Origin of the sequence: Pelagibius sp. (assembly GCF_028289705.1) — a bacterium.
Classification (GTDB): domain Bacteria; phylum Pseudomonadota; class Alphaproteobacteria; order Kiloniellales; family Kiloniellaceae; genus Pelagibius.
The window spans coordinates 1-16314 of record NZ_JANQOI010000035.1 but is presented as its reverse complement, the minus strand read 5'-3'; the positions used below and the strand labels follow the sequence as shown (position 1 = coordinate 16314).

The following is a 16314-nucleotide window of genomic DNA, read 5'->3' as shown; positions in this document are numbered from 1 at the left end:
CCGAGAACCGACCCATCAGCGCCATGAAACGCTCTGCTGTATCCTTCACTTTAGTCGCGACCATGTCCGCCGCACTCTGCATTCCCGCCTTACCCAGCGAGGCCGCCGACGCTGCGGCCGGGCGCAAGAAAGCGCGGCAGTGCCAGACCTGCCACGGCATCGACGGGATTGCCAAAATCCCCATCGCCCCCCACATCGCCGGCGAAAGCGAGATCTACCTGGTCACCCAGCTCAAGGCCTTTCGCTCAGGCAAACGGACCCACGAGATCATGACGGTGATCGCCAAGGACCTGAGCGATCAGGACATGGCCGACCTGGCGGCCTGGTACGCCTCCATCGAAATCACGGCGACCCTGCCGGAATAGCTTGGGGTTCCCGGCGCCGGGCGGGCGCGGACTGGCGCCGATTCGACCCACATCAAGGCCTTTTCAACTCAGCCAAAAGGGGCAGAATCAAGCCTTTCGCGTGCTGGCCTGCCACTGCAAATCAACTAGAATGCCCGGATGCATGGAAGTCTGCGCCGGCTCGGGGCTGCCGTCTTTGCCTCGGCTGCTCTGATGTTTATTGCTGTACCAGCGGCGCCAAGCCAGATCCGGCTGGCCCAGGCGACGCTGGCCCAACCAACACTGACCGAATCCGATCTGCAGGAACTGGAGCGCCTGCTGAGCGACCTCGGATTCGACCCGGGCCCTGTCGACGGCGTGGTGGACGAGGCGACCGTCGATGCGATCCAACGCTATCAGGACTTCGCCCTGCTGAGCGGCCCGCCGGAACCGAGCCGCAAGCTCCTGGCGGAGCTCCGCGGCGTCGCCGCAGCCTTTGCCTCGCTGCGCAACGACCAGCCGGCAGAGCCGGGTACGGCCCCGGATGTCCCGCAGGCCGCCCCCGGGGATGCTGCGCCGGAAGAGGGCGAACCACCGGCCGCGGGCAAGGCCAGGGAAAAGATCGTCGTGCCGCCACCGCCGGTGCCGCCCAAGCTGAAGCCGCTTGATGCGATCCCAGAGACCGCGCCGGATCCCGAGCCGACGCAGGCCGCCGATCCGCCAGAGGACGCCGATCCGCCCCAGGTCGCCGCCCGGCCGCCGGCACCCCCAGCTTCACCACCTGCGGCTGCGCCACCCCCGGATACGCCCGCGCAGACCGAAGTGCGGCCGCGGACCGATGGACTGCCCGCTGACGTCATCATGGACCGGGACCTGCTCGACGATCCGGACGTGCACAGCCCGGCCGAGCCGCCGGCCGAGGACCCGGCGGCCCGGCGGGCGCGCATCGACGCGGAACTGCTGCCCTACCGCTCCGCCCTGGCCGGCGGCAGCCTGACCCGCGCCGACCTGGCCAAGCAGTTCAATGAGGAGGGGCGCCAGCTTCTCGCCGCCGCGGACTACGAAGCAGCGGTGGTCAAGTTCGACGTGGCGATCTCCCTGAACCCGCGCTTCGCGGGGGCCTACTCCAACCGCGGCACCGCCTATGAAATGATGGGCGAGCGGGCCCTGGCGCTGGAGGATTTCTCCATCGCCAAGCGTCTCGGATTCGGTGGCCTGCGGCTCAAGTAAGGACCTGGCTCGCCGCCGGGGCAAGCGTCAGGAAAATGGTCCCCTTATGGGCCCTCTCGAACATGCGCTTAGCTGCATCTAGCGCCTTTGATTAACCAATTATGAAGGCTGAGTTCATACAAAGGTCACAACCACGGTCGCGGCAGGGCCCTTTGCATGACGATGCGCTTTCCGTTGCTGGCGCAAACCTTCGAGCTGTTGAAGGCCCGGCTTAGCCGTAGGATCGCCTTGCTGGTTTCCTTGAGCATCTTCGCCGTGGAAGCCGCGATCATCATTCCCTCCTACCTCAATCTGAAGACCAAGCTCTACGATTCGGTCCAGAGCGATGTCCTGACCGCAGCGGAGCTGTCGTTCGTATTGCACGATCACGACAGCCTGGACGTCCTGCTGGAAGAAAGCTGGCAGACCTTTCAAAGGATCGGCGTCGTCGGGCTCGCTCTATACAATCCCGAGGGCCAGCGTCTCACCGCCAAAGGCGATCCCGTCCTGCTGATCCCCGAAGTGGCGGGCCCAGGCGATACCCCGGTCCGCCGCGACCCGGCCGCCGGCGCAGACCCCCGTATTGCCGAGGTGGGGCAGGAAGGACCGAAGGTCCACCGGCGCTTCGACCGCGGCGACGGCTCCTTCTCGATCTTCTGGCCGGCATCATCCACCGCGCTGCCCTTCGCCATGTCGGCGCGCCTCAGCACGGCGGAGATCGATCGCGAACTCTGGGCCTTTCTGTTGCGCATCGGCCTGCTTGTGCTGATCGTCGCCAGCTTCGTCTCCGCGGCGACCATCGCGATCCTGGGGCGCGAGGTGCTGACCCCGGTCCTGGCGATCCACCGCAACCTGACTGCCGCCCACGGCGACCCGGAACATGCCGACCGCTACAGGCTGGACATCCGCTCGCGCGACGAGATCGGCGAGACGGTTTCCGTCCTCAACGCCCTTTTGGAACGCCTCTCCGACCTGCGGCGCAGCGACCTGCTGGAGCAGGAGCAGCGGTTCCGAGACTTCGCCAAGTCAAGCTCCGACTGGTTCTGGGAGATGGATCGCAAGTTGCGCTTCTCCTATTTCTCCGACCGCTTCACCGAGGTGACGGGGGTCGACGAGCGCGAGCTGCTGGGCAAGACGCGGGAGGAGACCGGCATTCCCGGGGTCGATGCCGAGGTCTGGGACCAGCACCTGCGCGACCTGCACGCCCATCGCCCGTTCCGCAGCTTCGTCCATCCGCGCGAGAAGCCGGACGGCGAAGTGGTGTGGCTTTCCATCAGCGGCACGCCGGCCTTCGACCGCGAGGGCCGCTTTCGCGGCTATCGCGGGATCGGGCGCGACATCACCGCCGAGGTCATGCTGCAAAGAACCCTGCGGGAGGCCAAGGAGCTGGCCGAAGCGGCCAACCGCACGAAGTCCGAGTTTCTCGCCAACATGAGCCATGAACTGCGCACACCCCTGAATGCCATCATCGGTTTCTCGGAGGTGATGCGGGCGACCTTGCCGGACGCCGAAACCTCGGAACAGCAGCGCGAATACCTGACCGACATCCTCGGTGCCGCCCAGCACCTGCTCTCCCTGATCAACGACATCCTCGATCTCTCGAAAATCGAGGCCGGCGCCAGCGAGCTGCACGAGGACGTGGTAGAGGCCGGCGCCATCGCCCAGTCGGTGCTGCGGGTGATCCGCCAGCGCGCCGAGGAGGCCGGGGTCGCGCTCGTCTTCCAAGGCGCCGACGGACTGCCCAAGCTGCGCGCCGACGAACGCAAGATGAAGCAGGCCCTGTTGAACCTGTTGAGCAACGCGGTGAAGTTCACCGACGAGGGCGGCGCGGTGGACCTGAAGATCTGGTGCCGGGACGACGGCGGCTATGTCTTCCAGGTGCGCGACACCGGCATCGGCATGGCCGCCAAGGACATCCCCGAGGCGCTGCGCCAGTTCGGCCAGGTGGACGGCGCCCTCAACCGCAAATACGAGGGCACCGGCCTCGGCCTGCCGCTGACCAAGTCGCTGATCGAGATGCACCAGGGCAGACTGGAGCTGGAAAGCGAACCCGGCGAAGGCACCACCGTCACCCTGCACCTGCCCGCCGAGCGCAGCGTCCACGAAAGAGCCGAGCGTGAAGATTCTTCGGCCGAGGTCACCAGCGCGGCGGAGTAGCGGCAGCCGACCGGGCTGAGGTGACCAAAGCCCCGCTCCCCATCCTCGAAAACCATCCAACGTAATCTTAGACCGTTCCCACTACCAGTCTTCTCAAAGACACTGGCGCGGCAACGATGGGTCCAACCCTGTCCACGAGCGGGGGCCTCGGATTGCATGTCCGTTGTGTCATTGGCACACCGGGCTCAACGCTAACTCAAGATAACAAAATTTCTGTAGAACTTCCCGCATAGCGGGCACTATCATACTTAGAAATTCGAGGGGGAGTTCGAGCCATGGCACGACAGGGAAAATCCAGAAATAGCAACAAATCATTGTGGATTGCGCTAAGATCCTTCGCTGGCGTTTGCGCACTCATGGCGCTTGCCGGATGCTCCGACAACTGGCCGATCTTTCAGGAGAGTGTACCAAGAAACGCCGCAGAAGCGGCGACAACCCATGTTGCACCGATCACTGTCGCGCCTTGGGAAGAGTTTGTTGCGGCGATCCAGCCACAGTTCCAGCTGACAACGGCGGATGCGCTGCAGCAATCATTGCCGGTCACGAGTTCGTTTGACGAAGCGGTCCGTAGGGCTCAGCAGCTTCGCCTAGCCCTGGGCCTGCCGACCTCATCTACCATTTCTGAAGCGGTGTCCCAGGCGACAACAACGATACCAGCGGAGGGACTTCCTGAAACAACGGGCACCCAAAGCACGACAGAAACCAGCACGTCTGCCAGCGGCACCGTCCCTGAGTTACCGGCTGCCAATCAGGTTTCACCGACGGCCCTACAACCACCGACAACATCGATCCAATTCGGAACAGATCCGATTTTGCGATACCAGAACGCGACCTCACTTTACCAGGAGGTCCAGATCTTGAACCGCTATTTGGCCAATCCTGCAAGACGGCTTGGCTACCAACCCTATTTCGTGCGGTTGCAGCTTGCCGCACTCCCGCTCCGACGCAATCTACCCTATGACATCTATGCCGACTTCGCATTCTTTTCGGAGTTCTTCAAGAGCGACGACAGTGCAAATCCTTCTCTCATAAATCGGTTTAACTACAAGAATAACGAGGCCCTAGACAAAGCGCTTTCCGATAAGCAGTGCGCTCAGCCAATCCCCGCCCCCGTCATCCCCCTTCTCGTCACTGACAACCTAGAACTCGGGAACGAAGCCCGATCGTCGGAATTGCTTCGGGAACTAGCTCTGGCGCTTCAGGCAACAGTTCTAAATGTCGGCGTCAATGCAGCCCTCAGCAATCTGGATCAAAGGCTCGAGCGTGCCTTTGGACGCGATTTGAACGGCCTCTTCACGGTTACGCGTGCAGGCGACAACGTCCTGCGCATCAGGATTGGTGCCCGGCGAACCGTCGACGACGCCAACTTCGAGATGGTTCCGCGCACGCAGAATATCTCGCTCATGTTGCTCGTAAAGAAGCCGTCCAAAATAGAGGCTAGCGACTGCCAGTTCGGCAAAGTCGAGGTGTTCTCAAGTCAGACCTTGAGGCACGCGACCAAAGGAACGGCGCTGCCGCAAGAGGGGCGAAAATCAACCATCGCGCGCCTTGGCGCAATTGGCGACACCTTCAAGCTGAGCAAGTCATGGAGGGAGCGCTCGCAAAAACACCAATGCGGCAGCAAAGAGACGTTTGCAGATTTCGTGAGGGGGCGCCTCGCCGATCCGGTCCAACAAGGTGATTATCCCCTTTTCAGAAAGCACGTCCAAGACTGCCTCGAACCCGAAATAGGCGGTAGAAAATTCAACATGGACGAACTGCCCAATCTCTGGGCGGAAATTGTGATTGCCTATGCCGATCTGACTAGTCGCGATTTTCTCAGCTTCGACCTGCCTCGCCAGCTTCCCGATAGCCTGACCAACGACAAAGAAACAGCGGAGCAGACTGTGTTCGTTGTTGCAGAGGGTACGAAAGCAACCGCAGCGATCAATCAACCGTACAGGTTATCAGCACAGACTCTAAACCTAGTGTGGAGGATAACGAAGACAACAAAGGACAAGTGTGGCATGGCCGCCAAGGGCGATCTTCTTGCCAGCATACTATCCAGCGCCGTTACAACGACCGACCGGCAGATCACTGCAGTCTTCGAGAACCTGCCTCAGAAGAAAAAGAAAGAAGCTCGAATGATTCATGGAGTTTCACTTACTGATCCAGAAGTTAACCATTGTATTGTTGTCCGGCAGAAGCAAGGTCCATGGACAGCGAAAACCGCGAACGGTTCTGGGCTGGTCACAGACAATAAGCTTGTCATCAAGAATGTTCTATTCACTGAGAAGACAGAAAAAGCCACGGACTGCCAGCCTTATCTCATATCGACCAGCACCAAGGTTCTCCCAATCGGTGCCGAAGGTACAGGGACCCTCGCTGTGGCCGTAAAGCGCAACAGCGGATGCAAGAAAGACAAAGACGAGAACAAGATCGCCCCCCACAAGTATCTGGTTTCGATCACGGGCGCGGATGTCGTCCGCGCTCCTTCCTTCGAGGGCGAAGACGGCTTCCTGCGCTCAAGCGCAGAACGGGTGCATAACATTGCGCTAAGGAATCTCATCGCGGGAACGACCCTCACCGTCACCGTGACGGCGGAGGACAAGGCGAAGAAGAAGATCGGAACGGCGTCCACAACCAACGTCGCCGTAGTGAACCGTTCGGTGGCCCGACCGGCAGTCGTTGTCGGTTCCGGCAGCTAGATCCCATTACACTGCCTTGGAGATGTCGAGCGATCCCTGATTCAGATCGACATCTCCGGCAGTCTCCGTTCGCTCGTCTTCCCCGACATCCTACGACCAGTTCTCCGGACCAATTCAGGTACATCCGGTGTTGCACATTGACCGCCACCCGATGCTAGATTCAGTGGTCCAAATGCTGGTCGATAGATCTTGGAAGCCATGACGGTTCGCGCTGGTGTGGGCGAAGCAACGCCCCAGTCCCCAGAAGACTGGCTCCGTGCCGGTGCGCCTGGCGCCGCGCAACCCGATGCGGTACTGCTGGGGCTCTGTGAGCGGCTGCTGGCGGCGGGCGTCGCGGTGGCGCGGGTGTCGGTGCTGGTCAGCACCCTGCATCCCAACGTTCACGGCCGGCGCATGCTCTGGGAGGAAGGCCGCGGGGTGCGAATTTCCGAGGCGCCGCTGGGCACGCCGAGCGACGCCATCTATCTGAACAGTCCCGTGAACCAGGTCATCGAGAGCCGTGCCGCCTTCCGCCAGCGTCTCGAGACCAGGCCCGCCGAGGACGCCTTTCCCCTTCTGCAGGAGCTTCACGGCGAGGGCTTCACCGACTATCTCGCCCTGCCCCTGCCCTTCACCGACGGCAAGTGCCATGTGGTCGGATTCGCCACAAAACGGCCGACCGGCTTTTCTGTGGAGGAGATCTCCGCGCTGGAACGGGTCGCCGTGCCGCTGGCGCGGCTGGCGGAGATCTATGCGCTGAAGCGGGTCGCCGGGAACATCCTGGATGCCTATGTGGGCCGGCGCGCCGGCCAGCAGGTGCTGGCCGGCTCGATCCACCGCGGCGACCTGCAGGTGATCCGCTGCGCCGTCTTCTTCTCCGACATCGCGGACTACTCGACGCTTTACGCCGCAGCCTCGCCGCGGGAGATCATCGACCTGCTGAACCGCTACTTCGACACGGTCTGCAGCGACATTCTGGCGCGCGGCGGCGAGGTGCTGAAGTTCATCGGCGATTCGGTGCTGGCGATCTTTCCCAGCGACACCGAGGCCTATGCCAACCCCTGCGACGCCGCCCTGGCGGCGGCGCTGGCCACCACCGATGCCCTGGCGAAGAAGACCGACGGCGGTTCGCCGGCTCTCCGCCACCGGGTCGGCATCGACTTCGGCGAAGTGGTCTTCGGCAATGTGGGCGCGGTCGAGCGCCTCGACTTCACGGTGATCGGCGCACCGGTGAACCGCGCCGCCCGCCTCTGCAACATCAAGGACGCGGAGCTTGGCGCGGTGCGCCTCAGCGCCGGTGCCGCCGCCGAAGCGAGCGAGCGCCTAACGGACCGGGGCCGTTTCGACCTGAAGGGCTTCACGGAGCCGGAGCACATCTTCGTCCCCGGCTGAAAGGGCCTCAGGAGAATGCGGCGGCCGAATACATCGGCCGCCGCTCTCTGCTTTCCTCAGGCGACCTGCTGCGGGCGCATGTCCTCGCGGCTGATGCCGGCAACCGAGACCGGCTTCTTCATGGCATCGCGGCGGAAGGGCTCGCCCAGTTCCTGATTGAGCACGACTTCGAGGAAGGTGGTGACGTTGTCCTCCATCTGCTCCTTGACCGCAGTCCTCAGCGCCTCGGTCAGCGCGTCCATGCTCCGCACCTGCACGCCTTTCAGGCCGCAGCCCTCCGCCACCTTGGCGTATTCGACGCCGAGGTTGAGCTCAGTGCCGACGAAGTTGTCGTCGAACCAGAGCGTGGTGTTGCGCTTCTCGGCGCCCCACTGGTAATTGCGGAAGATCACCATGGTGATCGCCGGCCAGTCATTACGCCCGCAGGCCGTCATCTCGTTCATGGAGATGCCGAAGGCACCGTCGCCGGCAAAGCCGATCACCGGCACATCGGGACAGCCGATCTTGGCGCCGAGGATGGCCGGGAAGCCGTAGCCGCAGGGCCCGAACAGACCGGGCGCCAGATACTTGCGGCCTTCCTCGAAGGAGGGATAGGCGTTGCCGATGGCGCAGTTGTTGCCGATGTCGGAAGAGATGATCGCTTCGCGCGGCATGGCCGCGGTGATGGCGCGCCAGGCCATGCGCGGCGACATCCGCTCCGGCTCGCGGTTGCGGGCACGCTCGTTCCAGTTGGTGCCCGGATCGTCGTCCTCATGGTCCATGGAGGAGAGCGCCTGGAACCAGCGCGATTTGGTCTCGGCGATCATTTCGCGGCGCGGCGTGCGGTCGATATCGCCCGCCGTATCGGAGAGCTGCTCGAGGATCGCCTCGGCCACCTGTTTCGCATCGCCCTGAATGCCGACGGTGACCTTCTTGGTGAGGCCGATGCGGTCGGCGTTGATGTCCACCTGGATGATGGTGGCGTCCTTCGGCCAGTAATCGATGCCGTAACCGGGCAGCGTCGAGAAGGGGTTGAGCCGGGTGCCCAGCGCCAGCACCACGTCGGCTTTGGCGATCAGTTCCATGGCCGCCTTGGAGCCGTTGTAGCCCAGCGGCCCGACCGAAAGCGGGTGGGAGCCGGGAAAGGCGTCGTTGTGCTGATAGCCGCAGCAGACCGGCGCGTCGAGGCGCTCGGCCAAGGCCTTGGAGGCACCGATGGCCCCGCCGATGACGACGCCGGCACCATTCAAGATTACCGGGAACTTCGCTTCCGACAACAGCCGCGCCGCAGCGGCGATGGCCTCGCGGCCGCCGGAGGGCCGCTCCAGCTTCACCGTCTGGGGAAGCTCGATGTCGATTACCTGGGTCCAGTAGTCCCGCGGCACGTTGATCTGCGCCGGCGCACAGCCGCGCCAGGCCTTTTCGATCACCCGGTTCAGCACCTCGGCGATGCGCGCGGGATCGCGGACCTCTTCCTGATAGCAGACCATGTCCTCGAAGAGGGCCATCTGCTCGATCTCCTGGAAGCCACCCTGGCCGATGGTCTTGTTGGCGGCCTGGGGCGTCACCAGCAGCATCGGCGTGTGGTTCCAATAGGCCGTCTTGATCGGCGTCACGAAGTTGGTGATGCCCGGCCCGTTCTGGGCGATCGCCATGCACATCTTGCCGGTCGACCGGGTGTAGCCGTCGGCGATCATGCCGGCGTTGGTCTCGTGCGCGCAGTCCCAGAAGGTGATGCCGGCCGCCGGGAAGAGGTCCGAGATCGGCATCATCGCCGATCCGATGATCCCGAAGGCGTGCTCGATCCCATGCATCTGCAAAACCTTCACAAAGGCTTCTTCCGTGGTCATTTTCATCTCTGAGATCCTTTCCCTGCGGAACCGCTGCGCGCGCCTGCGCGCAAACCCTGGTGTCGAATAGCGCCGCCGCGTATCGGGCCCGGCCAGGCCAGCGTTGCGGCGAAATGTGGTGTCGCTGGGCGGACGGCAGACACTCGGCTGCCGGGCATCGCCCCATAAAATCCTACCGTACCCATAGCCCCACGGCCGCGCCCGTGCCCGCGGCCTCTGCGGCCATGATATACGGCAGAGGCCGACCGGCCCCAAGAGCCAGATGAAACGGCCCTATGGAGCCAGCCGCGTGGCTCTGGCCAGCACTCAGGCATGGCGGTCCTGGAGCAGCATGTCGCTGGCCTTCTCGCCGATCATGATCGCCGGCGCATTGGTGTTGCCCGAGACGATCTCCGGCATGATAGAGCAGTCGGCAACACGGAGCCCGCCGATTCCGTGAACCCTGAGTCGGGCATCGACCACAGCCTGGGGGTCAGGGCCCATTTTGCAGGTGCCGGTGGGGTGGTAGATCGTCGTCGCAGTGTCGCGCACCCACTGCAGCAGATCGTCGTCGCTCTCCACCGCCGCGGCGGGCTGATGGCTGCTGGCGATCTTGCTGGAGAGCGGCGCCTGCTTGGCGATCCGTTGGGCGATCTTCACGCCGTCGACGATTGTGCGCTGATCGGTTTCCGTCGCCAGATAGTTCGGGTAGATCGCCGGATAGCTCCTCGGGTCGCGGTCCTTCAGGCGGATCTCGCCCCGGCTTTCGGGGCGGAGCTGGCAGACCGACATGGTGAAGGCCGAGAAGGGATGCACGCCTTCGCCCGGGCTGTCGGCCGACCAGGGCTGGATGTGGAACTGGATGTCCGGGGTCTCCAGCTCTGCCCGGGTCTTCAGGAAGCCGGTGGCGAGGCTGGCGGCCATGGTCATCGGCCCGGCGCGGAACATAAAGTACTTCAGGCCCATCCGCATCTTGTCGTAGAGGCTGCGCACCTCGTCGTTCAGGGTGGGCTCGTTGCACTTGTAGACCAGGCGCGCCTGCAGATGGTCCTGCAGGTTCTTGCCGACGCCCGGCAGGTCGGCCAGGACGTCGATCCCCTGCGCCTTCAGGTGTTCGGCCTCGGCGATGCCGGAGAGCATGAGGATCTGAGGGGAGCCGATGGCACCGGACGAAAGGATCACCTCGCCCTTGGCGCGCACAATCCGCTCCCGACCGGCCCGGTCGAGATAGGCGACGCCGACGGCCCGCCCGCTTTCGATGACCACCCGGTTGATATGCGCCCGCGTGACGATTTCCAGATTGGGCCGCTTCTTCACCGGATTGAGATAGGCAACCGCCGAAGAACAGCGCCGCCCCTTGCGGGCGGTGAGCTGGAAGTAGCCGACGCCCTCCTGCTCTGCGCCGTTGTAGTCTGTATTGAAGGGATAGCCGACGTTCTGCGCCGCGGCGACCCAGGAATCGCAGATCGGCCGCTTCAGGCGCATGTTGGACACCGTCAGCGGGCCGCCGACGCCGTGGTAGTCGTCGGCACCGCGCTCCTGGTCCTCGGCGCGCTTGAACAGCGGCAGGACATCGTCCCAGCCCCAGCCCTGATTGCCCATCTGGCGCCAGCGGTCGTAGTCCTGGCGCTGGCCGCGGACATAGAGCAGCCCGTTGAGCGACGAGGAGCCGCCCAGGACCTTGCCCCGGGGCCAGTCGAGACGGCGGCCGTTCAGCCCCGGGTCCGGCTCGGTCATGTAGCACCAGTCGACGCTGGGATTGTGCATGGTCTTGAAGTAGCCGACCGGCACATGGATCCAGGGGTTGAGGTCGCGCCCGCCGGCTTCGAGGAGAATCACCCGCACCGAGGGGTCGGCACTCAGCCGGTTGGCCAGGACGCAGCCGGCCGACCCGGCACCGACAACGATATAATCGGCCTCCAGCTCAACCATTGGATGTTAATCCCTCCCGAATTGGCGCTTTCGCGCTTGCATTCTTAACCGTAGTATGCTTTTTTTGAGACTACAAGTCTCATTTTTAATAAATCAGAACGGGAGGAATTCATGAAGGTCTCGGAAAATCTCACGGGCGTGTCGCGCCGCGATCTCCTGAAGCTCACGCGCCAGTTCGGTATCACCTCGACCCTCCTGGCCGCCGGCAGCCTGGGCGGCGCGGTGAGCTTCACCTCGCTGGCCCGCGCCGCGGAGTCGACCTATCAGAAGCGCTTTGCCAAGGAGGCCAAGCACACCCTCAAGTTCGGCGCGGCCGGCTTCAACGCCCGCAACCTGCTGATCGAGCGGGCCGGCTGTCTCGAATTCTCGCGCGATCTGGAAGAGCGGACCGAGGGTGAGATCCGCGTCGAGTTCATCGGCGACAACCAGATCTGCGGCCAGCTTTCCTGTGTCGAGAAGACCCAGCTGGGGATCGTCGACATCTATGCCGCCTCGACTCAGAACTCCGCCGGCGGCGCGCCCTATCTGAACATCCTCGACTATGCCTTCATGTTCCCGGGTCGGGCCTCGCAGTATTACTTCCTCTACAGCCCGGCGAGTCAGAAGGTCCTGCGCGATCCCCTGGAAAAGCGTCACGGCCTGAAGTTCCTCTTCTCCCACGCCGAGCTGCGCGGCATCCAGCTGGGCCTCAACGCAAAAGACAAGCCGACGGTCACCAAGCTCGAAGAACTCTTCGGCACCAAGAACCGGGTCACCGGCACGCAGCTTGGCCGCATCGCCATGCAGCTTCTCAACCTCAATCCGGTGCCGGTCGCCTGGGAAGAGACCCTCGACGGTCTGAAGCAGGGCCTGATCGACGGCGCCGAGACCTGGGCCTCGGCCGTCGCCTACGCCAATATGGCGCCGGTGGTTTCCCAGTCGGTCGATCTGAAGTTCTTCTGCGGCACCGAGCACACCGCGATGTCGGCCAAGGTCTTCGATGGCCTGGAGCCGCATCTGCAGGACGCCGTGATGGAATCGGCCTATCTCGCGCAGGTTCACGTTCAGGCGGCGAACGAGGCGGCACTGGTGAAAACGGTCGGGTTCTCCGATCCGCAGCTGCCCGGCACCATCTTCGCCGAGAACGATGTGCGTCCGGCATTCCTGGCGCCTGACCAGATCAAGATGGCCGAAGAGATGTGCTCGCCGGAATTCAATCCGGAGCCCTGGGCCCAGTGGCGCGAGCGTCTCAACAACTGGTCCGGTGGCCTCGACACCTACACCGAGATCCACAAGGTGGCACGCGAGATTCCGGCCGACATGCTGCCGGAGAACGTCGAGCCGCGGCGCTGGTGGCGTTCAGCCTGATTCTCGGCAAAGATGACGGGCGGTCGCCGCAAGCGGCCGCCCGGTCTCAATAAGCGACGGAAGCCGGCATGAACCGGCGCCGCTGGAGGAAAACCAATGGGGTCCCTGCTTGCCGAATCCGGCGCGATCTTCAGCGCCTTCTTCACGAACGACGCCTGGATGATCAGCGAAGCGATGCGCAAGGAAGGAGCCTGGCTGATCGGGTTGGTCGCCACGCTTCTGGGGGCTGCAGCGGTTCTTGCAATCTACCGCCTCGTGCCGCTGGTCGACCGGCACCTGGAGCGCAGTGTCATGGTCTGGACCTACCTGATCATCGGCGCGATCATCTTCGTCGAGGTGTTCCGGCGCTTCGTCCTGAACGAGCAGGTGCCCTGGTCGACCACCCTCCCACCCTTCCTTTTCCTGATCATGACCTGGTTCGGCTGCTCCTATAACGTTCGGCTGCGCACCCATCTGGCCTTCAACGAATTCCGCTTCAAGATGCCGCGGGCCGGCCAGATGTTCTGTCTGGCCTTGGATGCCGTGCTCTGGCTGACCTTCTGCTGGATCGTCGTTGTGACCGCGGCCCGCGTCACCGCCAATTCGGCCGCCAATTTCCAGATCCTCTTGGGCACCGACAATGTGCTGCAGTGGTGGTTCCTCCTCACCGTGCCGATCAGTTTCGTTCTCATGGCCGCGCGCGTTCTGGAAAACCTGCTCGAGGACATCGGCAACTTCCGTTCCGGTGAGCCCTTGCTCAAGCAAGCCGTAATTGGCGGCGAATAGGGGCGCGCGCTATGACTGACGGAACCTGGGTCACCCTCATCTCCATCGGCGTGACGATCTTCTTCATGCTCGGCGTGCCGGTTTTTCTGGTCATCGGCTTTTGGGTGATCGGCTGCAGCTTCGTACTCGGCATGACACTGGACAACGTGGGCGCCGCGCTGTCCGACGTTTTCACCGACGGCTTCGCGTTGCTGGCGATGCCACTCTTCATTCTGACGGGTGACTTGATCAACAAGTCGGGCATTGCCCGAAGACTCTCCGACTTCGCCTATTCCTGCCTCGGCTGGCTGCGCGGCGGCTTGGCCATGGCCAGCATCGGCGCCTGCGGCCTCTTCGCGGCGATCTCGGGCTCCAACTCCGCCACCACCGCCACCATCGGATCGATGCTGCACCCGGAGATGGTTAAGGGCGGCTATGACGAACGCTTCTCGGCGGCGACGGCGGCTGCCGGCGGCACCGTCGGCATCATCATCCCGCCGTCGCTCATCTTCATCGTCTACGAGTACCTGTGCAACCTGCCGATCTCCGATCTCTTTGTTGCCGGTATCATTCCCGGCGCCATGATGGTCTTCGGCATGCAACTTGCCTGCTGGATCATCTGCCGCATGAACGGTTGGGGACACCTGATCTCCCTTCAGTTCAACCGGGTCTTGAAGACCGCTTTCGGCGCCTGGCTCGGCTTCTTCGCCATCGGGCTGGTCCTCTGGGGGATCTATACGGGCAAATTCTCGCCGACCGAGGCCGCCGGCGTGACCGTCGGCTTCTGCATCATCGTCGGCGTGATCTCGCTGCCGCTCTACCGCATGATGGGGTCGATGGACCCCAACCGGCCGCCCGTGGAAAAGAGCTACAGCGAGATGCTGGTGGTCGAGGGCTTCAAGCTGACCGAGATTCCCGCGATCACCATGCGTTCGGCCCAGATCACCGGCATTCTGGCGCCGCTGATCGCCGTCTCGGTGGTGATGCAGCAGATTCTCTCGCTGCTCGGCGCGCAGGAGGTGATCGGCGGTTTCGTCACCGGCATGGGCGGCTACTACGCGGTCCTGTTCACCGCCATGGCGATCGTCTTCGTCTCCGGCATGATCCTGGAGAGCCTGCCTGTCACCATCATCCTTGCCCCCATCCTGGCGCCGATCGCGGCCTCGGTCGGGGTCGACCCGATCCACTTCTCGGTGATCTTCCTGGTCGGCGCCTCCATCGGTTTCGTTACGCCGCCCTATGGCCTCAATCTCTATGTCGCCAGCGGGGTGACGGGCGTTCCTTACTTCCGCCTGCTAAGGTATACGGTGCCCTATCTTTTCTCGCTGATTGCAGTCTGGTTCATCGTCGCCATGACGCCTGACTTGACGACGATCCTGCTGCCGAATCGTTGAGGGTGACGGAGGAGAAAGGTGACCATCGTCGAGCCAGAGCAGAAGAGCGACACGATTCCGACCAATCTGCGCCTGCTGCTGATCCTGGAGGAGATCGCTCAGGTCGGCGTGCCGGTCACGCCGACCGAGGTGAACGGTCGGATCGGCCTGCCCAAGCCCACGATCCACCGGCTCTTCGCGACCCTGGAGGCGGAGGGCTTCCTCCAGCGCGAACTCGACGGGCGCTCCTACACGCCCGGCCGGCGGCTGCGCAAGCTCTCCACCAACGTGCTCTCCTCCTTAAGGGTGCGCACCGCCCGCCTGGCCGTGCTCAACGCCCTGGCCGAGGAGATCGGCGAGACCTGCAACATCGCCGTGCCCGACCGCGATGCCATGATCTACCTCGACCGCGTCGAGACCAAGTGGCCGCTGCGCATCCAGCTTCCGGTGGGCACCCATGTGCCTTTCTACTGCACGGCCAGCGGCAAGATGTATCTCTCGACCCTGAACGCGGCGCACCTGCAACGCTACCTCGGCGCCGCGAGCCTGGAGGCGCGCACCGGCAGAACCATCACCGACCGCGCGCGCCTCAACGAGGAGATCGAGCGCACCCGCGCGCGGGGCTACTCCCAGGACAACGAGGAGTTCATGGAGGGGATGATCGCCCTGGCGGTGCCGATCCGCGACGACCAGGGCCGGCTGCTCTCCACCCTTTCCTTCCACGCGCCGACCCAGCGCCTGACCCTGGACCGGGCCTACGCCAATCTCGACCACCTGCACCGGGCCGCCGGCGAACTGTCGCGGCTGGTCATCGAGGACGTGTAGCGGCCGTTCTATAGCGCTTTCGACTTACGTCGAATCGGTTCCGGCCCACTCCCCACCCGGCCACCCTGCACCGGTATCCTATGGGTGGTCGGGTGGGGTAGCGGGCCGGTGCCGTGAAAACATGCAACACTCAAGTTATAGACAAGCCAGGTATAGACAAGACTGTCGTCCCGGGGCTTGTCCCCGGGACCCAATGGCGTCAGCGCGCGCCAATCCAGACTGGGATGATCTCTACGACCGCATGAATGGCTAGCCAGGACAATGGGTCCCGGCAACGAGTGCCGGGACGACAGTCATCGGTTTCGTATAAGGTCGGTCGCGCAGGTCCGCGGGTGACGGTCCGAGAAGGGCCTATAGCGTTCTCGACTGTCGTCAGGACATGAAACCCACCAACCATAGACAAGGCTGTCGACCCGGGGCTTGACCCCGGGACCCAATGGCATCAGCGCGCGGCAATCCGGACTGGGATAATCTCTACGACCGCACGAATGGCTAGCCATGACAATGGGCCCCGGCAACGAGTGCCGGGACGACAGTC

Annotated in this window: 11 protein-coding genes; 9 read left to right on the top strand and 2 right to left on the bottom strand. The window is 63.5% G+C overall.

The annotated features are described in order from the left end of the window. Positions 1–23 precede the first annotated feature (23 nt). The 5 genes from Q0996_RS04590 (at position 24) to Q0996_RS04570 (ending at position 7747) form a co-directional block, all read left to right on the top strand. On the top strand, positions 24–365 hold the full coding sequence (locus Q0996_RS04590) for a cytochrome c (RefSeq protein ID WP_299616511.1): 342 nt from the start codon (positions 24–26) through the stop codon (positions 363–365). A gap of 192 nt (positions 366–557) precedes the next feature. Next, the gene (locus tag Q0996_RS04585) at positions 558–1553 is read left to right on the top strand and encodes a peptidoglycan-binding protein (protein WP_299616509.1); all 996 of its coding nucleotides are present in this window, start codon (positions 558–560) and stop codon (positions 1551–1553) included. Between the two features lie 156 nt (positions 1554–1709). Beyond that, entirely contained in the window at positions 1710–3689 is a 1980-nt protein-coding gene (locus tag Q0996_RS04580; RefSeq protein ID WP_299616507.1) for a PAS domain-containing sensor histidine kinase, read from the top strand. 275 nt (positions 3690–3964) lie between these two features. After that, positions 3965–6376 (top strand): hypothetical protein, encoded by a 2412-nt coding sequence (locus Q0996_RS04575; protein WP_299616505.1) that lies wholly within the window; start codon positions 3965–3967, stop codon positions 6374–6376. A gap of 198 nt (positions 6377–6574) precedes the next feature. Beyond that, the gene (locus Q0996_RS04570) at positions 6575–7747 is read left to right on the top strand and encodes an adenylate/guanylate cyclase domain-containing protein (RefSeq protein ID WP_299616503.1); all 1173 of its coding nucleotides are present in this window, start codon (positions 6575–6577) and stop codon (positions 7745–7747) included. Between the two features lie 56 nt (positions 7748–7803). On the opposite strand, the gene xsc is transcribed toward Q0996_RS04570, so the two are convergent. Both xsc and Q0996_RS04560 read right to left on the bottom strand, forming a co-directional pair. After that, positions 7804–9582 (bottom strand): sulfoacetaldehyde acetyltransferase, encoded by a 1779-nt coding sequence (gene xsc, locus Q0996_RS04565; RefSeq protein ID WP_299616502.1) that lies wholly within the window; start codon positions 9580–9582, stop codon positions 7804–7806. Positions 9583–9882: 300 nt separating this feature from the next. Next, complete coding sequence (locus Q0996_RS04560) at positions 9883–11487, bottom strand: GMC family oxidoreductase (RefSeq protein WP_299616500.1); 1605 nt, start codon at positions 11485–11487, stop codon at positions 9883–9885. A 111-nt stretch (positions 11488–11598) separates the two neighbouring features. Here Q0996_RS04560 and Q0996_RS04555 point away from each other — a divergent pair, with 111 nt between their 5' ends. The 4 genes from Q0996_RS04555 (at position 11599) to Q0996_RS04540 (ending at position 15776) form a co-directional block, all read left to right on the top strand. Next, positions 11599–12834, top strand: coding sequence for a TRAP transporter substrate-binding protein (locus Q0996_RS04555; protein ID WP_299616498.1), 1236 nt, complete (start codon positions 11599–11601; stop codon positions 12832–12834). 96 nt (positions 12835–12930) lie between these two features. Continuing rightward, positions 12931–13599 carry a TRAP transporter small permease gene (locus Q0996_RS04550; RefSeq protein WP_299616496.1) on the top strand — a complete coding sequence of 223 codons (669 nt, stop codon included), beginning with the start codon at positions 12931–12933 and terminating at the stop codon, positions 13597–13599. 11 nt (positions 13600–13610) lie between these two features. Then, positions 13611–14972 (top strand): TRAP transporter large permease, encoded by a 1362-nt coding sequence (locus Q0996_RS04545; RefSeq protein ID WP_299616494.1) that lies wholly within the window; start codon positions 13611–13613, stop codon positions 14970–14972. 18 nt (positions 14973–14990) lie between these two features. Next, on the top strand, positions 14991–15776 hold the full coding sequence (locus Q0996_RS04540; RefSeq protein WP_299616492.1) for an IclR family transcriptional regulator: 786 nt from the start codon (positions 14991–14993) through the stop codon (positions 15774–15776). Positions 15777–16314: the final 538 nt, after the last annotated feature.

Excerpts from the sequence above, each read along its gene's own strand:
- Q0996_RS04590 (WP_299616511.1), top strand. The coding sequence starts at position 24 with ATGAAACGCTCTGCTGTATCCTTCACTTTAGTCGCGACCATGTCCGCC.
- Q0996_RS04585 (WP_299616509.1), top strand. The coding sequence starts at position 558 with ATGTTTATTGCTGTACCAGCGGCGCCAAGCCAGATCCGGCTGGCCCAG.
- Q0996_RS04580 (WP_299616507.1), top strand. The coding sequence starts at position 1,710 with ATGACGATGCGCTTTCCGTTGCTGGCGCAAACCTTCGAGCTGTTGAAG.
- Q0996_RS04575 (WP_299616505.1), top strand. The coding sequence starts at position 3,965 with ATGGCACGACAGGGAAAATCCAGAAATAGCAACAAATCATTGTGGATT.
- Q0996_RS04570 (WP_299616503.1), top strand. The coding sequence starts at position 6,575 with ATGACGGTTCGCGCTGGTGTGGGCGAAGCAACGCCCCAGTCCCCAGAA.
- xsc (WP_299616502.1), bottom strand. The coding sequence starts at position 9,582 with ATGAAAATGACCACGGAAGAAGCCTTTGTGAAGGTTTTGCAGATGCAT.
- Q0996_RS04560 (WP_299616500.1), bottom strand. The coding sequence starts at position 11,487 with ATGGTTGAGCTGGAGGCCGATTATATCGTTGTCGGTGCCGGGTCGGCC.
- Q0996_RS04555 (WP_299616498.1), top strand. The coding sequence starts at position 11,599 with ATGAAGGTCTCGGAAAATCTCACGGGCGTGTCGCGCCGCGATCTCCTG.
- Q0996_RS04550 (WP_299616496.1), top strand. The coding sequence starts at position 12,931 with ATGGGGTCCCTGCTTGCCGAATCCGGCGCGATCTTCAGCGCCTTCTTC.
- Q0996_RS04545 (WP_299616494.1), top strand. The coding sequence starts at position 13,611 with ATGACTGACGGAACCTGGGTCACCCTCATCTCCATCGGCGTGACGATC.